The organism is Planococcus liqunii (assembly GCF_030413595.1).
GTDB lineage: Bacteria > Bacillota > Bacilli > Bacillales_A > Planococcaceae > Planococcus > Planococcus liqunii.
Window position 1 is genome coordinate 3,506,124 of sequence record NZ_CP129238.1, and the last position, 20,152, is coordinate 3,526,275.

The following is a 20,152-nucleotide window of genomic DNA, read 5'->3' on the forward strand; positions in this document are numbered from 1 at the left end:
TTTATCCCTGTATTTCCCCCTAATTCCTTACAACTAAACACATTGCGGAGAATGAAATATTTTTAATTTAACTGTAATTTAGAATGGTTGCGCAAAAGCTTCTTCACGACCACCGCTCCGAGCACAGCCCCGGACAGGCTGGAGATGAAAAAAGGCGGCAGGAAAAACAGAGCGGCAAGGTCTGTGCCCATTAAAATCCGTGCATAAGGAACGGCAACGAGCGAAGCGATGATTCCTGTCCCCACTATTTCCCCCGCAGCCGCAAACCAGACTTTGCCGAACTTGGCATACATCACGCCGGCAATGAGCGCCCCGATCATCCCTCCCGGAAAAGCGAGGAGCGAGCCGGTTCCTGTCAGCACCCGGACGACTGCCGTCAAAAAGGCAATGAGCAGTGCCGGCCCCGGCCCCAGGAGAACCGCTGCGATGACATTCATCGCATGCTGGATCGGATAGGCGCGCGCGATGCCTGCCGGAAAGGAGACAAATGCTGAACCGGCGACACTGATCGCTACGAACATGGCAATCAGCACCATTTTTCTGGTGGTCATTTTTCAGCACCTGCCTTTATCGATTCGCTAAATCGCCTGATTTGGAGCGTAATGCTTTCCGCCTGCACAATGGCGGAAATTACAGCCACTCCGTCCGCTCCTGCCGCCCACACCTGTCCGGCATTATCAGGCGTGATGCCCCCGATGCCGATCACCGGGAGTCCGGGATAGCGGTTTTTCACAGCTAGAATCCCGGAAGTACCCGCCGGACTTTTTGCATCCGCTTTGGACTGTGTGCCAAAAACCGGACCCATGCCGACATAGTCTGCCCCGCTAAGTAGGGCTTTTCCCGCTTCTTCCAAGGAATGCACGGAGACGCCCAAAATCTTGTCGGGGCCTACTAAGCGCCTTGCTGCGTTTGCTTCCATGTCTTCCTGTCCAATATGGATGCCGTCAGCATCAAGTGTACGTGCAAGCTCCACATCGTCATTGACGATAAACGGCACGTTGTATGCGCGGCACAGCCGTTGGCATTCCGCCGCAAAATCCAGCAGCAACTCTCCAGTCAAAGCATCTGCTCCTTTTTCCCTTAATTGGAAACAGTTGATGCCTCCTGCCAAAGCTGCTTCCAGAATTTCCAGCGCATCCCGCCCCGGTGTATTCTGGCTGCCCATTATAAAGTATATAGCAGGCTTACTGAATAACTTGGACATGTTCAACGCCTCCATTTCTGCGCACATATGCCTGGTAGGCTGCATGATTGGTCGGACCGTGTCCGGCGCCAATATGCAATTCCTCGCTGAGCGCTGCCTGGATAAACTGCTTCGCCGTGCAAATGGCGCTTTCCACCGGCTGACCCTTAGCCAGTTCCGCCGTCAGCGCCGCTGCAAACGTGCAGCCGGTTCCATGGGTCTGGCTGGTGTTGATGCGCGGTGAACGAAAAAGCCGTTCTTCTCCGTTCCGTGCGAGGTAATAGTCTTCTGCCACTTCCAGGTTTTCGGCATGGCCGCCTTTGATGACAACCGACGCTGCGCCAAACGACAAGATCTTTTCGGCTGCCCGCTTCCTTGACGTTTCGTCATAGATGGAAACACCGCTGATTGCTTCCGCTTCCGGAAGATTTGGCGTCACGACTAAGGCAAGCGGCAGCAAATGCTCTTTCAGTGCCTCCAACGCTTCCTGCTGCAAGAGGCTTGCACCGCCTTTGGCAATCATGACCGGGTCCACCACAAGGTTCTTCCAGCCATATTGCCGGATGGCAGAAGCGGTCTCTTTGATGGCTGCCGCATCAAACAGCATGCCTGTCTTCAATGCCGCAATCTGAAAATCCTCTCCGACGGCCCGCAGCTGTTCCCTCACTCCATATACCGGCACCGGATAAATGCCCGTAACGCCAAGCGTGTTCTGCGCAGTCACGGCTGTAATAACCGACGTAGAATAAACCCCCAGTTCCTGAAACGTCTTAATGTCCGCCTGGATGCCTGCCCCTCCTCCTGAATCGGATCCGGCAATGGTCAATGTTTGTGGCATCATCGCTTCAGCACCCCTTCCTTTTCCTGCATAAATTTATCCAGTTCCCCTTCGCCGGTAGCTGCCAAACGGTCTAAAAACGCGCGTTGAAACGCACCTGGAAGTTCTGCTTGCCGGCTCGCGAGTTCTCCAGCGATGGCGTAATAGTGCATGGCAGCGGCTGCCGCTTCAAAATGCGCTTTGGGGTGCACTGCCAGGAACGCTGCCACCACACCGCTGAGCAGGCAGCCGGTTCCGGTAATAGAAGCCATAATTTCATGGCCGTATTGAATTTCGGCTACCCGTTCACCGTCCGTGACAAGATCCGTTGCACCGGATACGGCAATAATCAGCCCAAGGCGCTTGGCTGTTGTTCGGGCCATCTCTCCAATATCTGCATCCCCTTCACCGGCATCGACGCCTTTTGCCTGCCAGTCGGCGCCGGCAATGGCTGCCAGTTCGCCGGCGTTGCAGCGGATAACCGCAACGTTCACTTCTTCCAGGATTTTATTGACCGCGTTTTTCCGGAATTCCGTCGCACCCGCTCCAACCGGATCGAGCACCACCGGCGTCCCCAACGCATTGGCTTTTTTCCCGGCAATCAGCATGCTGGTTAAGCTTTGGCTGTTCAAGGTTCCGATATTAAGCGACACCGCATCTGCCAAAGCAGCCAGTTCAGCCGCTTCTTCCGGGGCTTCCCCCATGATGGGCGAGGCACCGAGCGCCAGCAGCCCGTTTGCCTGGAAATTCGAGACGACGTGATTGGTGATGCAATGGATGATCGGGTTTTCTGTCCGCACTTTTTCCAGCATCTTAGACACCCGCCTGACTATACGTGTTTACTGTCCAGGATTCTTTCCGCCATGCCTGCTCCCAAAAATTCCATTCGTAGTAGCTGCTGCGCCGGAACCGGTCTTTCAGTTCTGTCCGGCGTTTTTCCGGCAGGCCGGATGCCAGTCTATCCATCCGGTCCAACTGTTCTTTGACCAACTCGCCGAACTCCGCCGAGCCATAAGTACCGATCCACCGGTCGTAAATCGGATGGTCGGGTTTGGCGTTTTTCAGCCGTTCGCCAATTTCGTGGTAAAGCCAGTAGCAAGGCAAAATGGAAGCGAGCACATCGGCCAAATTGCCTTCCGCCGACCGGTACATATGGGAAACGTAGGCATACGCACTCGGCGACGGTTCAAAAGCTTCCCAATCCTTATCCGTAACGCCGAGCAGATCCATGAACGACTCGTGCAAAGCCAATTCAGCGGCACACGTGTGCTCGGAATGAAATGCAAAGCGCTTTGTCGTTTCCAAATCGGTTGCTTTGACTGCCCCGATGGCCTGGATTTTTGCAAAGTGGCTTAAATAATACGCGTCCTGCATGACGTAATGCCGAAATACATCCAGCGGCAGCGTGCCGTCCGCGATTCCTTTTACAAACGGATGATCAAAACTTGCCTGCCACAACTCGCTGCACTCAATACGAACTTCTTTACAAAATGCCATTTCCCCATCTCCTTTGTTTTTCGGCTTCAGTGCCTGACTGATTTTCTTCCGCAGGCACATCTGCCGTTTTGCCAAATAAAAAACGCCGCTCTCCAGTAAAGGAAAGCGGCGTATGCAGTCGAATGAAGGAAGGCATGCGTTCGCCACTTCCCTCCGCTGGTATGATCCAGATCAGGTTCAAAGGGTCCGGGCTTATGCCCGTCTCAGCCGATATCCGGCTCCCCTAGTGGTGTTCATTATTCAGTTGTCAAAATCACTTTAACACAAATTCACGAAACTACAACAGCCTTTTCTGATTTTTCAGGTTTGATGCGCTCTCCGCTGACCGGATCAAAGAAATGGACGCGCGACATATCAAAGGCAAGGCGCGCGGTCTGCCCCGGCTCGATGCGGTTGTCGGCATCGACGCGGGCGATGAATTCCTGTTCGCCGTAAACGGCATAAATGATCGTTTCAGCGCCGGTCAGTTCAGATACCGTAATGACCGCGTCAATATCGCTGTGCGGGATTCCCGTTAAATCTTCATTGTTCACGTGGATATGTTCAGGCCGGATGCCAAGCGAAATCGGCGAACCGTCATAGCCTTGATTCTTCAGTACGTTCAGCGTCTCTGCAGGAATATCGATAACGCGGTCGCCCATGACAAATGCACCGCCTTCTAATTTTCCGTCAAAGAAGTTCATAGCAGGCGAGCCGATAAAGCCGCCGACAAAACGGTTGGCCGGAAAATCATATACTTCTTTCGGGCTGCCGACCTGCTGGATCAAGCCGCTCTTCATGATGACAATGCGCGTTGCCATTGTCATCGCTTCGGTCTGATCGTGCGTCACGTAGATGGTAGTGGTTTTCAAGCGGTTGTGAAGCTTGGCAATTTCAGCACGCATTTGAACGCGCAGCTTGGCATCCAGGTTGGACAACGGCTCATCCATCAGGAACACTTTGGCGTCGCGCACAATCGCACGTCCCAAAGCCACACGCTGGCGCTGCCCGCCGGAAAGCGCTTTCGGTTTCCGGTCCAGGTATTCTTCCAAACCGAGAATGGCGGCGGCTTCATTTACCCGTCTTTTGATTTCTTCTTTTTTGAATTTGCGCAGCTTTAATCCGAACGCCATATTTTCATAGACGGTCATGTGCGGATAAAGTGCATAGTTCTGGAACACCATCGCGATGTCGCGCTCTTTCGGCTGCACGTCATTCATCCGTTTGCCGTCGATGAAAAACTCGCCTTCTGTTATTTCTTCCAAGCCGGCAATCATACGCAAAGTCGTGGATTTCCCACAGCCTGAGGGGCCGACAAAGACAATAAATTCCTCGTTTTTGATGTGAAGATTAAAATCAGTTACGGCAGTCGCACCATTATCGTATGTCTTCCCTAAATTGTTGATCAGAATCTCTGCCATTATGCCACTCCCCATTCTTTTTTACCTTAATTATAAACAGTTTTCTGTATATTACAAATCACAATATTGGAAAATAATTGTCTATACCCAATTCCAAAACCCTTTAAACTCGGTACTTAGTCCTATTATCTGTATATTTAGATTACTCTTTGAAAAGAAGAAGAAGTTGTTATATACTTCTACTAGACATGAGAAGCTGGAAGATTTTATGGTTCTTTTTCTAACAGAAAAAGAGGCATTTTTTCGCTGAAAATCAGGCTGAAATCGCCTTTTTACTTCGACTGTCGAAGATATTATCTGTACTTATTTTCAAACTACACCAAAAGGAGTGGAACAAGATGAACAAATTAAAGGTTTTCATCATTTTGATTGCTGGCCTAGCTTTGATTCTCAGCGGTTGTTCGGGCTTTCAGACGAATAACAGCAGCGGCGACGAAGCAGCGGTAAACGAAGACGGCAAAACTGTCGTAGATTTTTGGACATTCTGGGGATCCGAAATCCGTCGTCCGATAATTGAACAAATCATCACCGATTTCAACGAATCGCAGGATGAGATTGAAGTAAAACACACTTATCTGCCATTCGGCGATATCTGGACAAAGGAATTGGCAGCCATTGCTGCAGGCGATCCGCCTGATGTCGTCATCAACGACATCAACGCCACTGCTCTCCGCGGCCAGAAAAAACAGGCGATGAATTTGTCGAAGTTTTTGGAAGAAGATGATATTTCGAAGCGCTTCTATCCGGAACTGTGGGACGCAACCCTTTATGAAGGCGATTCATATGGCATTCCTTTCAATACCGATACACGTGTACTTTTCTATAACAAAGACGCCTTTAAAGAAGCAGGGCTGGATCCTGAAAAACCGCCGACTACCTGGGCAGAGCTGGAAGAATATGCAGCAAAACTCGACAAAAAAGCAGGCAGCAACTATGACCAGATCGGCTTTTACCCACTTTGGGGAATCGGCTATGACGTATGGCTATTGAATGCCAACGGCCAAAACTACTTCGACGAACAAGATAACTTTGAAATTGATACGCCTAAAAACGAAGAAGTGCTGAACTGGCTTAAATCCTGGAAAGACAAATACGGCGAAGACGTCATCAACTCTTACCAGGCCCAGATTGACAGCCAGCAAGGACACCCGTTCTTCAGCGGCGACCTGGCGATGATTGCACAGGCACCAACCTTCTATACACAGATCCGCGACTATGCACCTGATTTGAATTTCGGCGTAGTGGAACTTCCGGAATACGAAGAAGGCAACGGCAACACCAGCTGGGGGGGCGGCTTTGTCGCTGAAATCCCGGAAGGATCGAAAAACTCCGAAGCAGCATGGGAATTCATCAAATACTTGACGGACGTGGAAGCACAGGAATACTGGGCAGTGAAAAACTTCGACAATATTGCCAACGTCGAAGCGGCAGAAGCGGCAGCAAAATCAGATGAATTCACGGAAGACGGCACCATGGTATATGAAAAGGCCGTTGAAAACATGGAGCATACTTTATTGACTCCGATTCCGGTATTCGCTCCGGACTTCAGCAGCCTGATCAACCCGAATATCGATGAATTCCTGCTCGGTTCGATGACAGCGAAAGAAGCGCTGACAAAATCGCAGACCGATGTCGAGAACTTGATCGAGAAAAACAAGTAACAAGGAGGTGTCACTTTGGGGAAAAAAAGATTGACCATGCGGCGCAAAGAAAGCATTTATGGCTATATTTTCGTGTTGCCATGGATCATCGGCTTTCTCGCTTTCACTGCGGGGCCTTTGGTATTTTCATTTGTGGCAAGTTTTACAAACTATAATATTACATCGCAGATGGACTTTGTCGGAGCAGAAAATTATCAAGGGCTTTTCACTGAGGACAGTCTTTTTTGGACCTCCCTTTGGAATACCTTGTACTTCGTTATCTTTTCTGTACCGCTGACTACAATCGGCGCTATTTTCCTATCCGCGCTCTTGAATCAGGACATTCCCGGCATGCGCATATTCCGGACGCTGTATTATTTGCCGGCTGTTCTGTCGGGCGTTGGTGTTTACATGTTGTGGATGCAGCTGCTTGACCCGGGAACGGGGATGGTCAACCTGGTCCTTAGCTGGTTCGGCATCGACGGCCCCAACTGGCTGTTTGACCCGGACTGGACGAAGCCTTCCATCATCTTCATGAAGCTCTGGAGCGTCGGCGGCTCGATGCTGTTATACCTTGCGAGCATGCAGGGCGTTTCCAAATCGCTTTATGAAGCGGCTGAAATCGACGGCGCCAATACATGGAAAAAGTTTTTTCATATTACGATTCCGATGATCACACCGGTCATTTTCTTTGATGTCGTGACCAGCCTGATCGGCGGCTTCCAGATTTTCCAGGAAGCGTACGTCATGTCCAATAACGGAGAAGGCGGACCGGCGAACTCCTTGCTGTTCTATAACTTGTACATGTGGAAACAGGCCTTCACCAACTTCAATATGGGCTATGCTATGGCGATGTCATGGATTCTCTTTGTCATCGTATTCATCTTGACAATTTTCAACCTGAAACTCGCTCCCCGTTGGGTGCACTACGAAGGGGAGGAGAAGTAAATGGACAAACCGACGGATAATCTTGATTACTTAGACAAGGCAGACGACCTGAAAACCATTGAGACGGCGAATGAAAATCCAAGTTTCTTTGAGCACCGGGGCAACCGTAAAAACATCCTGGTAGTTTTCAACTTCGTTTTGCTCGCGATCGGCAGTTTGCTGATTCTCTCTCCTCTCTGGTGGATGTTCGCCACTTCCCTTAAAACGATGGCGGAAGTGATGAGTTTCCCGCCGTCGTTCTGGCCGGAGGATTGGCTGTTTTCAAACTACATCAAGACGTGGGAAGCGGCGCCTTTTACCCGCTATACCATCAATACGCTGACCATCACGATTCTGGTCGTCATCGGCAATGTCTTATCCAACTCGTTCATTGCCTATGGATTTGCGAAAATTCCGTTTCGCGGCAAAAACATCCTGTTCGCCATTGTCCTGGCGACCATGATGATTCCCGGATTTGTTACGCTGATTCCGCAGTATGTGTTGTTTGCAAACCTCGGCTGGGTCAATACGTATTACCCGCTGATCGTGCCGGCGTTTTTCGGCAGTGCATTCAATATCTTCCTGCTGCGCCAGTTCTATATGACGATTCCGACCGAATTGATCGAAGCTGCGAAAATGGAAGGTGCCAACCATTTCTACATTTGGTGGAAAATCGGCTTGCCGCTTACCAAGCCGGCAATCGCTACCGTTGCCATCTTCTCGTTTAACGGCGCTTGGAACGACTTCTTAGGGCCGCTCCTGTACTTGAACGACGAGAACCTGTACACGCTTCAAATCGGCTTGCAGGTGTTTAAAGGACAGCTCAGCACCCAATGGAATTACTTGATGGCCGGCTCGCTTCTTGTATTGCTGCCAGTCATTCTGATTTTCTTCTTTTTCCAGAAATACTTTATCCAGGGCATCAACCTCCAGTCCGGAGGAAAATAAAGATCGCTTGGACGAAAACCCTCATCGGCAACGACTGCCGATGAGGGTTTTATTTTTCATAAATCGCTATTTGTCCGCAAAACACTGAAAGCTTGGGTTTATTTGCGCTTAAAACAGTTTATTTGCGTTCCCCAAAATTCGGCACATAAAAAAGGGCATCCCATAGGAGGATGCCCTTTTTTCAACCAGCTTTCTCTTAAAGAGCAGCTGTTTTTTCTTTTTTGATTTGTTTGCTTCGGAGTTGCCCGCAAGCCGCGTCGATGTCCGCGCCTTGTTCCTGGCGCACGCCGCAGTTGATGCCTTTCTTTTTCAAAGCGTCAAAGAAAGCGCTGATCGCTTCCGGCGTGCTTTGCTGGTACTGGTCATGCTCGCTGACCGAGTTGTACGGAATCAAGTTGACGTATGACAAGTGGCGCTTGTCTTCAAGCAATTTCGCCAATTGGTGCGCTTCTTCGACATGGTCGTTGACGTCGCGCAGCAAGATGTATTCGAACGTGATGCGGCGGTTGGATTTTTCCAAATAGTAATCGATAGCCGCCATCAATTTTTCGATTGGGTAGGCTTTGTTGATTTTCATGATGCGTGAACGCAATTCGTTGTTCGGCGCGTGAATGGAAATAGCCAGGTTAACCTGCAATCCTTCGTCCGCATAATCGTAGATTTTCGGCACGATACCGCTTGTTGAAACGGTAATGTGGCGGGCTCCGATAGCCAATCCTTTTTGCGAGTTGACGACATTCAAGAAGCCCATCAAGTTTGTGTAGTTATCGAACGGTTCGCCGATTCCCATGACCACGATGTGGCTGACGCGCTCGTCTTTTTGCTGTGCATCAAAGTGAGCCTGTACTTGCATAATCTGCTCAACAATTTCGCCCGCGTTTAAATCGCGGCTCTTTTTCAAAAGTCCGCTGGCACAGAAACTGCAGCCGATGTTGCAGCCGACCTGGGTCGTTACACAAACCGAGTTGCCGTATTTAAAGCGCATCAAAACGGTTTCAATCAAGTTGCCGTCCTGCAGACGGAACAGGAATTTGATTGTGCCGTCAGCAGATTCCTGCTTGACCGCCTCTGTTAATGTACGGATCGCAAAGTTCTCTTCCAAAAGCGCAATGACCTCTTTGCTAAGGTTGTTCATCTGGGAGAATTCAGTGACGCGTTTAATATATAGCCAATCCCATACTTGTTCAGCACGGAATTTCTTTTGTCCATTTTCTAAAAACCATTCTTTTAATTGATCAATCGTCAATCCATAGATGGAATTTTTCATTATTAGTACCCTCATTTCAGAATTTCACAATTGCTTATTATAATACTAAAAATTACCTTTGACAACAACTATTTTTGTTTATACAGAAAAATCTGTTTTTAATAACGGATTAAATCGCCCGCTTAAGGGTAAAACTGATATATAAAGGAGGCGATGAAATGGGCGAAATCACACATGTCGGGCTTGCAGTCCCCGACTTGGACCAAGCGATCGACTGGTATGGCAAAGTGTTCGGCTTTTACGTGCTCGCAGGTCCTTTTGACTTTGACGCAGCAGAAGCAGAACCGGATAACATGACCCAGGATCTGCAAGGGGCCGAAGTCCAGAAAATGCGCAATGTGCATTTGATGTCGCTTGGCGGAATCGGCATTGAACTATTTGAGTTCCAGGAACCCCTATTTAAAGGAGAAAGTGCATTTCCCCATAAGGGATTTTTCCATATCTGCCTGATTGTCGACAACCTGATTGAGACCATCGAACGGATTGTCCAGCACGGGGGCAAGCAGCGCAGCAAAATCTGGAAAATGTCAAAAACCAAACCGCATTACCTGGTTTATACCGAAGACCCGTTCGGCAACATTGTCGAACTCTATACCCGCAACACATCCGACATGTACGGCGGGCAATAGGAAAAGCGGAAGCGCCCATGTAGCCCGACAAGCGCTGGAAGCCTTTCGGAAATGGCGTTCCTTGCCATTTCCGAAAAGGCAGAAGCGACTCGAGGGGCTGGGCGCTGGAGCCTGGACAAAGAAAAGCACAGCTTCTCACATAATCCCTAAAAACCAGCCTTTCCGTTAATCCGGAAAGGCTGGTTTTTATCGGTTTACACCAATTGTTCTTTTTTCGGCAACATGGTTCCATGCTGCGCCAAGTTTGTGTGCCATGCAAAGGCTTTTTCCAGCACATGCGGAGTTTGGCCGCCGCGCGTCAATGCTTCTGCGTAATACTCGCGAAGTGCATCGCGATAAGAAGGATGGACACAGTTTTCAATGATGAGGCTGACACGTTCACGAGGCGCCAGCCCGCGAAGGTCTGCATACCCTTGCTCGGTCACGACAATGTCTACATCATGTTCCGTGTGGTCTACGTGAGAGACGAACGGCACAATGCTTGAAACTTTGCCTTCTTTGGCAATCGATTTCGTTACAAAAATAGCAAGGCGTGCGTTGCGGGCAAAATCTCCGGAACCGCCGATGCCGTTCATCATTTTCGTACCGCATACATGCGTCGAATTCACGTTTCCATAAATGTCGAACTCGAGTGCTGTGTTGATGGAAATCAGCCCGAGGCGGCGGATGATTTCCGGATGGTTCGAGATTTCCTGCGGACGCAGGACAATTTTATCGCGGTATTTTTCAAAATTGCCGTAAACCTGCTTCATTTTCTCTTCCGAAAGCGTAATTGAACAGCATGAAGCGAAATCCACTTTGCCGGCGTCCATCAAATCGAATACAGCGTCCTGCAATACTTCCGAGTACACTTCCAGGTTTTTAAACTCCGAATCGATCATGCCATGCAGTACCGCATTTGCTACGGAACCGATGCCGGATTGAAGCGGCGCCAATTTTTCTGTCAATCGTTCTGCGCGGATTTCGGAACGCAGGAACTCAAGCAAATGATCTGCCATCATTTTTGTTTCCTCGTCCGGCTGGACGATTGTAGAAGCCGAATCTTTCTGCTCGGTAAATACGATGCCGCGGATTTTATCCAGCTCGACAGGGATGCCGGCCGTGCCAATGCGGTCATCCACTTTGGTCAACGGAATCGGCATGCGCTCGCCTTGTTTTCCGGTATCGTAAATATCATGGATCCCTTCAAACAAGTCCGGCTGGGCCGTATTGATTTCCACGATGATGTTTTTCGCATGTTTCGCAAAGATTGCGGAGTTTCCGACCGACGTGGTTGGAATGATCATGCCATCTTCAGTTATCGAAAGCGCTTCCACGATTGCAAAGTCAATTGTTTCCGTAACATTGGTGCGAATCCATTCGGCTGTATGGGACAAATGATGGTCGACAAACAGCATTTCGCCTTCGTTGATTTTTTTGCGCATTGCCGGTTCTGCCTGGAACGGCAAGCGTTTATTGACAATGCCTGCTTCTGCAAACAATTTGTCGATATCCGAGCCTAATGAAGCTCCTGTAAATACGTTCACTTTAAAGCTTTCCGTTTCTGCCCGTTTTATTAAAGCAAAAGGAACCGCTTTTACGTCTCCCGCACGTGTAAATCCGCTAAGGCCCAACGTCATGCCGTCTTGAATCCACGAAGCCGCTTCTTCAGGCGTTACCACACGGTTCACCAATTCAGCAGCTCTTACCCGTCCAAGTTTTTTCTCCATCTTCATCACTCTCTTTCGAAGTTAGTAAGCTAATCCACATTTGACACCAGATAAAGCGTTTTCATGAGCGAACGCTCAGTTTTAATCCGTTTTGTTTTATCAAAGGACTTCCTTTTTCAGCTTCTGTTATTTTCTAATTATTAGATAACTTTATCTTAAAATGTGTCTAAAATGTGTTTCACAGGGTAGAAGAGTGATAAAAATGGCTAAACCAGATAATTCGGAGCCTGAAGCAGCACTTTCTAAAATCCGAGCAATTTCCGGAAATAACTTGAATAGGATTGGCTGACCGGGATGCGCGCGCCGTTATTCATCGCCAGCACAAAAGTCGAATGCGTATCCGGATAAATCTCTTCTATATGATGGACATTCACGATAAACGAGCGGTGGCAGCGGATGAACAAGTCCCTCGGCAGCATGTATTCAAATTCCTGCAGCGAGTTTTTATTCGTCCCCCAAAAATCATCTGCATAGACATAGGTTTTGCGGTCTTTTACTTCCAAGTATTTCACACCGCTGAACGGAATCGGCTTCCAGCCATCGGCGCTTTTAACGGTAACCACGGATTTGCCGTCTGTAAAAGCCGGGTAAATCGCCATCACCACCCCTTCGAGCTGTCCGTCCTGCTCGAACGGAACTGCCATGCCGTGGTAAGGTACGCCAAAGATTTCCTTGTCAATAAACTCCGAAGCTTTCTGTTTTGTGTCCAGCGCTTTATAGGCGATGGTTCCTTCTTTTACCGGATCCCCAATTTGAATCTTCAAATCGATCCGTTTGCTTGGCCTGTAATAGATATATTCCTTTGTATTTGATACCGCAATTGAGATTTCATCGGAAAACAATTCTCCAATAACATCCAACAGCGAATCAAGTGTAAGCCTCTCCATAATCGGCCTCCTGTCTTTTATCAATGCTTAAATTATAGCGCAGCCCCGTGCCTGCTCACAGCCCAAATTAAAACAGCCGCCCTTTTTAGGGGCAGCTGTTCGATTTTCCGCCATATATCATTAGAGCATCGTACCGGTTTGCGCCAGTTTCGCGTGCCACGAGAAAGCCTGTTCCAGCACATGAGGCGTCTGTCCGCCGCGTGCCAAAGCTTCCATATAATAATCCTGCATTTTTTCTTTGTACATCGGATGCACACAGTTCTCGATGATCCGCGCTGCACGTTCCCGCGGAGCCAATCCGCGCAAGTCCGCATAGCCCTGTTCCGTCACTACGATATCGACGTCGTGTTCCGTATGGTCGATATGGGTCGCAAACGGAACGACGCTCGAAATTCTGCCGCCTTTGGCAATTGATTTGGTAACAAAGATGGAAAGGCGTGCATTGCGGGCAAAATCTCCGGACCCGCCGATGCCGTTCATCATTTTTGTCCCCGATACATGGGTCGAATTGACGTTGCCGTAAATATCGAATTCAAGTGCCGTGTTGATGGAAATCAGCCCGAGGCGGCGGATAATTTCCGGATGATTGGAAATCTCCTGCGGCCGCAAAATCAGCTTGTCGCGGTATTTTTCGAAATTTCCGTAGACCTGCTTCATTTTTTCCTCAGACAAAGTGATGGAAGAACTCGAAGCGAAACGGACTTTCCCTGCATCAATCAGCTCAAACACCGCATCCTGAAGCACTTCCGAGTAAACTTCCAAGTCGTCAAACTCCGAATCAAGCAAGCCGTGAAGAACCGCATTGGCCACGGTTCCGATGCCCGACTGCAGCGGAGCCAAGCGTTCTGTCAATCTTCCTGCCCGGACTTCGGAACGGAGGAAATTCAGCAAGTGCTCCGCCATCTGTTCGGTTTCCTCGTCCGCAGCCGCAATCGTCGAAGGGGAATCCGGCTGATGTGTAAAAACGATGCCCCGCACCTTCTCCAAATCGACCGGAATTCCCGGCACACCGATGCGGTCATCCACGCGAGTCAGTGGAATCGGCAAACGATCCCCCTGTTTGCCGGTATCGTAAATATCGTGTATCCCTTCAAACAATGCCGGCTGCGCCGTATTGATTTCCACAATGACATTTTTCGCATATTGCACAAAAAGAGCCGAGTTTCCGACGGACGTGGTCGGGATGATCAATCCGTCTTCCGTTACGCCCAGCGCTTCAATAATCGCGAAGTCGATCGGTTCGATGACCCCGGCTTTGATCCATTCCGCCGTCTGGGACAAGTGATGGTCGACAAACAGCATTTCGCCTTCGTTGATTTTCCGGCGCATCACCGGGTCAGCCTGAAACGGCAGGCGTTTGCCCACGATACCCGCTTCCGCAAACAAACGATCGATGTCCGAACCCAAAGAAGCCCCGGTAAACACATTCACTTTAAAGCTTTCCGTTTCTGCCCGCTTGATCAATGCAAGCGGCACCGCTTTGGCGTCCCCTGCGCGCGTAAATCCGCTGAGACCCAGCGTCATTCCGTCCTGAATCCAAGAAGCCGCCAGTTCTGCGTCAATAATCCGTTCCTGCAATTGTATGGCTTTAATGCGTTCTAGAGTATGTCCCATCACAGTCACCTTTCGTGGCTCAATTATCTTCTGTTCCTGTCTTAATTATACCTTACCTTCATAGAGGCTTAATAAACCCTTGCTCCCTGTTTCTACTATATTATGCTTTCTATTCACACCGCTGTAACAAAACCAATTAAGATTCTTTCGTTTGTAAGCGTTTCATTTGCTATTCAGAAGTGATATTCAGATAATTTCCCAACGCAAAAACGAACCAAAAAGGCTTTGTAACAGCCTTTATGAATAATGAGAATATTTATATAACAAAATAATAAATTGTTTTGAAATCGTGATATTTTTATAAGAAAAACCCATTGACTTTAAGAATTTTTCATCATAATATAGGAAAGTTGTCAAAACAAGTAGAGTTTGTACAATAATTTTAATTGAATCGAGGCACCACTTAATGTCTTCACCACAACGTAAAAAAATCAGCATATTAATGATTACAATGTTTATTGCGATAACAAGTTTTGGAATTACCGGCCCGGTGATTCCGGCTTATCTGGAATCGATCAATCAAGGCGGGATGGCTTCAGGAATGATCATTGCGATCTTCGCCGGTGCACAACTTCTGTTTGCCCCGCTTGGCGGCAAATGGACCGATCAATTTGGCCGCCGCAAAATGATCATCATCGGTCTGATGCTGATCACTGCCGGCGGTTTTATATTTTATGCCACCGACATCTTATGGATTTTATATGCGGCGCGGGTCATCGGCGGAATCGGCGATGCGTTCCTGATTCCGGCGGTTTTCGCTTATACAGCGGACATCACGACGCCGGAACAGCGTGCGAAAGGCACCGGCCTCGTAACGGCTTCCATGTCGATGGGCCTTGTAGCCGGCCCTGCAATCATGCTGTTTATGTCGGATTTCGATGTAAAAGCGCCGTTTCTCCTGTCTGCGTTTATCACTCTTAGCGCAGTTCTGTTCTCCGTCGCATTTTTAAAAGAAAGCGACCCTTTGCGGACGGGTCAAGCCAATGTACGGGATTTAGCGGATGAAGAATCGATGTCCAAAAAAATTGCCCGTTCCACCAAAATGCCGTATTTCATTCCATTGATTATCACGTTCGTAATGAGCTTTGGTTTGATTGCTTACGAATCGATTTTCGGCTTGGTGCTCAATGATGAATTCAATGCCAGCGTCCAGGACATCGCCCTTATGTGCATCGCCATCCAAGGCGTCAGTGTTTTGACCCAGCTGTTTGCAGTCGAGCGGCTGATCCGCCGCTTTGGGGAAGTGCCTGTCCTCATTGCCTTTCTTGGAGTCGCTTCTGCCGGTTTCCTGCTCGCGCTTGTAGCTGACACGTACGCCATGTTCTTTGCCGTGACATTGATCATTTTCATGGCGATGTCCATCCTCCGCCCGGTGTTGAATATCCTTATTTCCAAACTGGCAAAAGGCGAAGTCGGTTTTGCGATGGGGCTCAGTACGTCCTTTATGGGAATCGGCAACGTCGTCGGCCCGATTTCAGCGGGGCTGTTGTACGACATCAACCTGGTTTTCCCGTTCATCCTCGGGCTCATCATGCTGGCAGCCACGATTTCAATTACAGCCGCCTGGCATTTGTCGCGCGGCAAAAAAACGGCCCCGATGCCTGAAGAAGCACTTTCATTTAAAGCTGAATCTGCTGTTTAACCATTATATCTCCGACGCTTTGCTTTTGATGAAACCAATTTATTCGATAGAAAAGAGGCTTTTCCTGTAATGTCTTCTCAACAACGCAAAAAAATCACGATCCTGATGGTGAATATGTTTATCGCCATCGCCAGCTTCGGAATCATCGTCCCGATTCTCCCCGCATATCTCGTATCCATCAACCAAGGCGGTACCGCTGCCGGTTTGATGATTGCCATCTTCGCCGGAGCCCAGCTTCTGTTCTCGCCGCTCGGCGGCAAATGGGCGGACAACTATGGACCGCGCAAAGTCATCATCATCGGTTTGTCGCTTTTGACGGTTTCCATGTTGATGTTCTATGCGACGGATTCCATTTGGCTTCTATATGCTTCTCGCATCGTTGGGGGCATTGGCGACGCTTTTCTTGTCCCGGGCATCTTTACGTATGTAGCGGGCATCACGACAGCCGCGCAGCGCGCGAAAGGCACGGGATTGGTCACAGCGTCCATGTCACTCGGTTTGGTTATCGGACCTGGAATCGGCGGCTTTTTAGCTGATTTCGACTTGAAATTGCCGTTCCTTGTTTCGGCAATCGTCACTTTCACTGCCGTCATCTTTTCCTTGGCCATGCTGAAAGAAATTGCACCGACTGCCGACAGCACGAAGCAGGCGGAAGAATTCGCAAAAGACGAATCGATGCTGGAGCAAATCGGCCGTTCCGTGAAAATGCCGTATTTCATTCCATTGATCATCACGTTTGTCATGAGCTTTGGGCTGGTCGCTTACGAGTCGGTGATCGGCATGTATTTAACGACGGAGTACGGTTCAACTTCCAAAGACATTGCCATGATGATTACCGCAACCGGTCTTGTCAGCGTCATTATCCAAGTGTTTGCCGTAGACCGATTGGTGCGCCGCTTCGGTGAAGTGCCGGTGCTGATCGCTTTCCTCGGCCTTGCGACTGCCGGTTTCCTTTTGTCGCTTGTTGCAGGAAGCTACGCTTCGTTCTTTGGCGTGTCGCTCGTCATTTTCCTGGCAATGGCCATTTTGCGGCCGGTGCTCAATATCCTGATTTCGAAAATGGCAGAAGGCGAAGTCGGCTTTGCGATGGGCATGAATACGTCCTACATGAGCCTCGGCAATGTTCTGGGGCCTTTGTCTGCCGGCCTGCTGTTCGATTTCAACATCAACTATCCGTTTATCCTTGGCCTCGGCCTGTTGATGGTCACCTTGTCCATTGCGGTTGCCTGGCGCAGTTCACGTGCAGCAAAAGCATTGGCGCTTATGCGCATAGAAGAATCTGAAGCTGAGTCTCTTGTTTAAGAGATTCAGTTTTTTATTGCTAAAAATACACGTCGGCGGGAGATGAATTTCACTTCCCGAAATAAATTTCCGAAACTCAGTTCAGTTGCATTGACAAAAACTGCCTGCTCAAATTACTATAGGTAGGCTGAGAAAAAAACTCGGGACTATATATAGAAGAAAAGAGGCTGCTGCCCATGTCTGCGGACCAAAGAAAAAAGATTATTATATTGATGATCAATATGTTTATTGCCATCGGAAGCTTCGGCATTATTATCCCGATCCTTCCCTCTTATCTCCAATCGATTAATCAAGGCGGCTTGGCTGCCGGCCTCATGATTGCCATATTCGCGGCGGCGCAGTTTGTATTCTCGCCGGTTGCCGGAAAATGGGCGGATCAGTATGGCCGCCGGAAAATGATCATTTACGGGCTGGCCGGTTTGACGCTTTCCATGTTTGTGTTTTATATGTCGGATTCCATCTGGATTCTGTACCTGTCGCGCGTAATCGGCGGAGTCGGAGCTGCGATGCTCGTTCCGGCCATCTTTGCCTATATCGCCGATATTACAACGTTCGACCAGCGGGCTAAAGGAAACAGCCTGGTTTCTGCCGCCATGTCGCTTGGCATCGTTGTAGGGCCAGGAATCGGCGGATTCCTGGCTGAGTACGACTTAAAATTGCCATTTTTGGTATCGGCGCTCGTTTCGTTAGTGGCCGTCCTCTTCTCGATGATTTGGCTGAAAGAAAACGATGCTGTTGAAGCGGATCCGGCGTTGGCTGCTACCTTGACGGATGAAGAATCCATGATGAAGAAAATCGGGCGCTCGGTGACCATGCCGTATTTCATCCCGTTGGTGATTACCCTGGTCATGAGCTTCGGTTTGCTGGCGTATGAATCGGTCGTCGGATTGTATCTCGACAACCAGTTCCAGTCGACCGCTAAAGACATCGCCTTTATGATTACCGCTACGGGAATCGTCGGTGTGATCGTGCAGCTGTTCATCGTGGACCGCATCGTCCGCCGCTTCGGCGAAGTGCCCGTGCTGATTGCCTTTATCGGTGTCGCAGCAGCCGGTTTCCTTTTGTCGTTGTTTGCCGGAAGCTACGCGATGTTCTTTACCGTATCCCTAATCATCTTTATGGCAACATCTATTTTGCGTCCAGTGCTTAATACACTCATCTCCAAAATGGCGGATGGCGAAGTCGGATTTGCGATGGGCATGAACAATGCTTATATGAGCATCGGCAATGTCATCGGGCCGCTTCTTGCCGGAGTGCTTTATGATTTCAACATCTCTTATCCGTTTATCCTGGGATTCGTCATGCTGATGGTCACCATGATGATTACGGTCACATGGCACCGTTCACGCGCAGCGAAAATCAATCCGGCTCTGTAAGCCGACAAAACTGGATCCTTTCGCGGGTTCCAGTTTTTTTATACATTCTTTCACCCCTCATATCCCTAAAGCTTTACTGAATGCCTCTAAAGGTTGTATAATAATTATACAGACATGTTAAAGAAACGGAGGTCTAGCTATGTATAATATTAAAGCAGCTGCTAAGCTTTTAGATATGCCAAAGGTAACCATCCGTTCCTGGGAAACCCGATACAATGCCATCACGCCAGCGCGCACTGAATCCGGACACCGCCTTTATTCGGAACAGAACCTGGAAGATTTGAAATGGCTTAAAATACAAGTGCAGGAAAGAGGCTTTAAAATCAGTGAAGCCGTCAAACAGCTTCATGCCTCAAAAAGAAAACCCACTGAAAAAGCGGTGATGACAACGACTTCGACAGACGAAGAACCGTTCAGCAAGTCCATTCAAGAACTTTATTTGGCCGCTTCCGAAATGGATACGGAACGCTTTAATTACCTGCTTGATTTGAACTTTTCCTTATTTCATTACCGTACGGTCTTTTTCTCCATTATTGCACCACTGATGGTCCACATCGGCGAAGAATGGGAAAACGGCTCGCTTACTGCGGCTCATGAGCATATGATCAGCCACATTGTCCAGCAGCGCTTTTCCCATTTCTTCCGCATTTTCCCGACTTCAACGGAGATGCCAAAAGTGATGGCGCTGTGCCCAAGCGGCGAAAACCATCAGCTGGGGCTTTTGCTGTTCACGTTGTTCCTGCGGGAAAACGGCTTCCCTGTCATGTATTTCGGGCAGGATACGCCGATTGATGGACTGCCGGAAGCCGCGAGACAGCAGCAGACCGAAATCGTCTGCATGTCGATATTGGATGCTAAACTCTTGCCGACCGTCGAGCATTACATCGAAGAGTTGTCCAAAGAGAATCCGCGCATGCGCTTTCTTGTAGGCGGCAAAGGAGTAGCGCAAAAGCTGCATTCCCAAAAGGTCTGGTACCTGGGCGAAACTTATGAATCCTGGCAGCAATGGCTTGACGAACAAAAAGAACTTCCTTTAAGCAAAACTTAAAGGAGGTTTTTTTCTTTTTTGATTTCAGCCATAAAAAAAAGATCTGCACATTATTGCAGATCCAAATCCTGATAATCTTTTTGATACGGGCCGTTATCGGTCACTTCAGAATGGTAGAGAGCTTTCAAGGCAAAGTTCTTTTCCAGTTCCATGTCTTTCATTAACGTTTTCATACGCTTTTTCAACTCCGGATGATCGCTTACGAGCTGTTCCATTTTTGATTTGGTATATTTCATGGGGATTTCCAACTCCTTTCGATCTCTTTG

Annotated in this window: 19 protein-coding genes and 1 riboswitch; of the genes, 8 read left to right on the top strand and 11 right to left on the bottom strand. The window is 48.9% G+C overall.

Features of this window, described 5'->3' with window-relative positions:
* Positions 1-62 precede the first annotated feature (62 nt).
* The 6 genes from thiW to QWY22_RS17350 all read right to left on the bottom strand — a co-directional run bounded on the left by thiW (position 63) and on the right by QWY22_RS17350 (position 4,897).
* A complete protein-coding gene (thiW, locus tag QWY22_RS17325) occupies positions 63-551 on the bottom strand; it encodes an energy coupling factor transporter S component ThiW (RefSeq protein ID WP_300982059.1) in 489 nt (162 codons plus the stop codon).
* On the bottom strand, positions 548-1,219 hold the full coding sequence (thiE, locus tag QWY22_RS17330; protein ID WP_436836766.1) for a thiamine phosphate synthase: 672 nt from the start codon (positions 1,217-1,219) through the stop codon (positions 548-550). Before thiE ends, thiW begins: the two co-directional genes overlap by 4 nt.
* Positions 1,185-2,024 (bottom strand): bifunctional hydroxymethylpyrimidine kinase/phosphomethylpyrimidine kinase, encoded by an 840-nt coding sequence (thiD, locus tag QWY22_RS17335; RefSeq protein ID WP_300982061.1) that lies wholly within the window; start codon positions 2,022-2,024, stop codon positions 1,185-1,187. Before thiD ends, thiE begins: the two co-directional genes overlap by 35 nt.
* Positions 2,021-2,812: a hydroxyethylthiazole kinase gene (gene thiM, locus QWY22_RS17340; RefSeq protein WP_300982062.1), complete on the bottom strand. Its 792-nt coding sequence runs from the start codon at positions 2,810-2,812 to the stop codon at positions 2,021-2,023. Before thiM ends, thiD begins: the two co-directional genes overlap by 4 nt.
* Position 2,813: 1 nt before the next feature.
* Entirely contained in the window at positions 2,814-3,497 is a 684-nt protein-coding gene (tenA, locus tag QWY22_RS17345) for a thiaminase II (RefSeq protein WP_300982063.1), read from the bottom strand.
* Positions 3,498-3,628: 131 nt separating this feature from the next.
* Positions 3,629-3,732, bottom strand: a riboswitch (TPP riboswitch).
* Between the two features lie 34 nt (positions 3,733-3,766).
* On the bottom strand, positions 3,767-4,897 hold the full coding sequence (locus QWY22_RS17350) for an ABC transporter ATP-binding protein (protein ID WP_300982064.1): 1,131 nt from the start codon (positions 4,895-4,897) through the stop codon (positions 3,767-3,769).
* A 338-nt stretch (positions 4,898-5,235) separates the two neighbouring features.
* On the opposite strand from QWY22_RS17350, the gene QWY22_RS17355 reads away from it, so the two are divergent.
* From QWY22_RS17355 to QWY22_RS17365, 3 genes are read left to right on the top strand one after another with little or no spacing between them, the layout of a single operon-like run.
* The gene (locus QWY22_RS17355) at positions 5,236-6,558 is read left to right on the top strand and encodes an ABC transporter substrate-binding protein (protein WP_300982065.1); all 1,323 of its coding nucleotides are present in this window, start codon (positions 5,236-5,238) and stop codon (positions 6,556-6,558) included.
* A 15-nt stretch (positions 6,559-6,573) separates the two neighbouring features.
* Positions 6,574-7,485 carry a carbohydrate ABC transporter permease gene (locus QWY22_RS17360; RefSeq protein WP_224074640.1) on the top strand — a complete coding sequence of 304 codons (912 nt, stop codon included), beginning with the start codon at positions 6,574-6,576 and terminating at the stop codon, positions 7,483-7,485.
* Positions 7,486-8,412, top strand: a complete 927-nt coding sequence (locus QWY22_RS17365; RefSeq protein WP_300982066.1) for a carbohydrate ABC transporter permease — start codon at positions 7,486-7,488, stop codon at positions 8,410-8,412.
* A 196-nt stretch (positions 8,413-8,608) separates the two neighbouring features.
* On the opposite strand, the gene rlmN is transcribed toward QWY22_RS17365, so the two are convergent.
* Positions 8,609-9,679: a dual-specificity RNA methyltransferase RlmN gene (gene rlmN / locus QWY22_RS17370; RefSeq protein ID WP_036805390.1), complete on the bottom strand. Its 1,071-nt coding sequence runs from the start codon at positions 9,677-9,679 to the stop codon at positions 8,609-8,611.
* 158 nt (positions 9,680-9,837) lie between these two features.
* On the opposite strand from rlmN, the gene QWY22_RS17375 reads away from it, so the two are divergent.
* On the top strand, positions 9,838-10,308 hold the full coding sequence (locus tag QWY22_RS17375) for a VOC family protein (protein ID WP_300982067.1): 471 nt from the start codon (positions 9,838-9,840) through the stop codon (positions 10,306-10,308).
* Between the two features lie 194 nt (positions 10,309-10,502).
* On the opposite strand, the gene scpC (QWY22_RS17380) is transcribed toward QWY22_RS17375, so the two are convergent.
* From scpC (QWY22_RS17380) to scpC (QWY22_RS17390), 3 genes are all read right to left on the bottom strand, one after another.
* Positions 10,503-12,017 (bottom strand): succinyl-CoA:acetate CoA-transferase ScpC, encoded by a 1,515-nt coding sequence (scpC, locus tag QWY22_RS17380; RefSeq protein WP_300982068.1) that lies wholly within the window; start codon positions 12,015-12,017, stop codon positions 10,503-10,505.
* Between the two features lie 242 nt (positions 12,018-12,259).
* On the bottom strand, positions 12,260-12,904 hold the full coding sequence (locus QWY22_RS17385) for a LytTR family DNA-binding domain-containing protein (RefSeq protein ID WP_300982069.1): 645 nt from the start codon (positions 12,902-12,904) through the stop codon (positions 12,260-12,262).
* A gap of 120 nt (positions 12,905-13,024) precedes the next feature.
* Positions 13,025-14,518: a succinyl-CoA:acetate CoA-transferase ScpC gene (gene scpC, locus QWY22_RS17390; protein ID WP_300982070.1), complete on the bottom strand. Its 1,494-nt coding sequence runs from the start codon at positions 14,516-14,518 to the stop codon at positions 13,025-13,027.
* Positions 14,519-14,924: 406 nt separating this feature from the next.
* Here scpC (QWY22_RS17390) and QWY22_RS17395 point away from each other — a divergent pair, with 406 nt between their 5' ends.
* From QWY22_RS17395 to QWY22_RS17410, 4 genes are all read left to right on the top strand, one after another.
* Positions 14,925-16,160 carry an MFS transporter gene (locus tag QWY22_RS17395; RefSeq protein WP_300982071.1) on the top strand — a complete coding sequence of 412 codons (1,236 nt, stop codon included), beginning with the start codon at positions 14,925-14,927 and terminating at the stop codon, positions 16,158-16,160.
* Positions 16,161-16,229: 69 nt separating this feature from the next.
* Positions 16,230-17,462 carry an MFS transporter gene (locus QWY22_RS17400; protein WP_300982072.1) on the top strand — a complete coding sequence of 411 codons (1,233 nt, stop codon included), beginning with the start codon at positions 16,230-16,232 and terminating at the stop codon, positions 17,460-17,462.
* A gap of 176 nt (positions 17,463-17,638) precedes the next feature.
* Complete coding sequence (locus QWY22_RS17405; RefSeq protein WP_300982073.1) at positions 17,639-18,838, top strand: MFS transporter; 1,200 nt, start codon at positions 17,639-17,641, stop codon at positions 18,836-18,838.
* Positions 18,839-18,977: 139 nt separating this feature from the next.
* Positions 18,978-19,886: a MerR family transcriptional regulator gene (locus QWY22_RS17410; protein ID WP_300982074.1), complete on the top strand. Its 909-nt coding sequence runs from the start codon at positions 18,978-18,980 to the stop codon at positions 19,884-19,886.
* A 50-nt stretch (positions 19,887-19,936) separates the two neighbouring features.
* Here the strand turns inward: QWY22_RS17410 and QWY22_RS17415 are convergent, their stop codons facing one another.
* Positions 19,937-20,122 carry a hypothetical protein gene (locus QWY22_RS17415; RefSeq protein ID WP_036805430.1) on the bottom strand — a complete coding sequence of 62 codons (186 nt, stop codon included), beginning with the start codon at positions 20,120-20,122 and terminating at the stop codon, positions 19,937-19,939.
* Positions 20,123-20,152 lie beyond the last annotated feature (30 nt).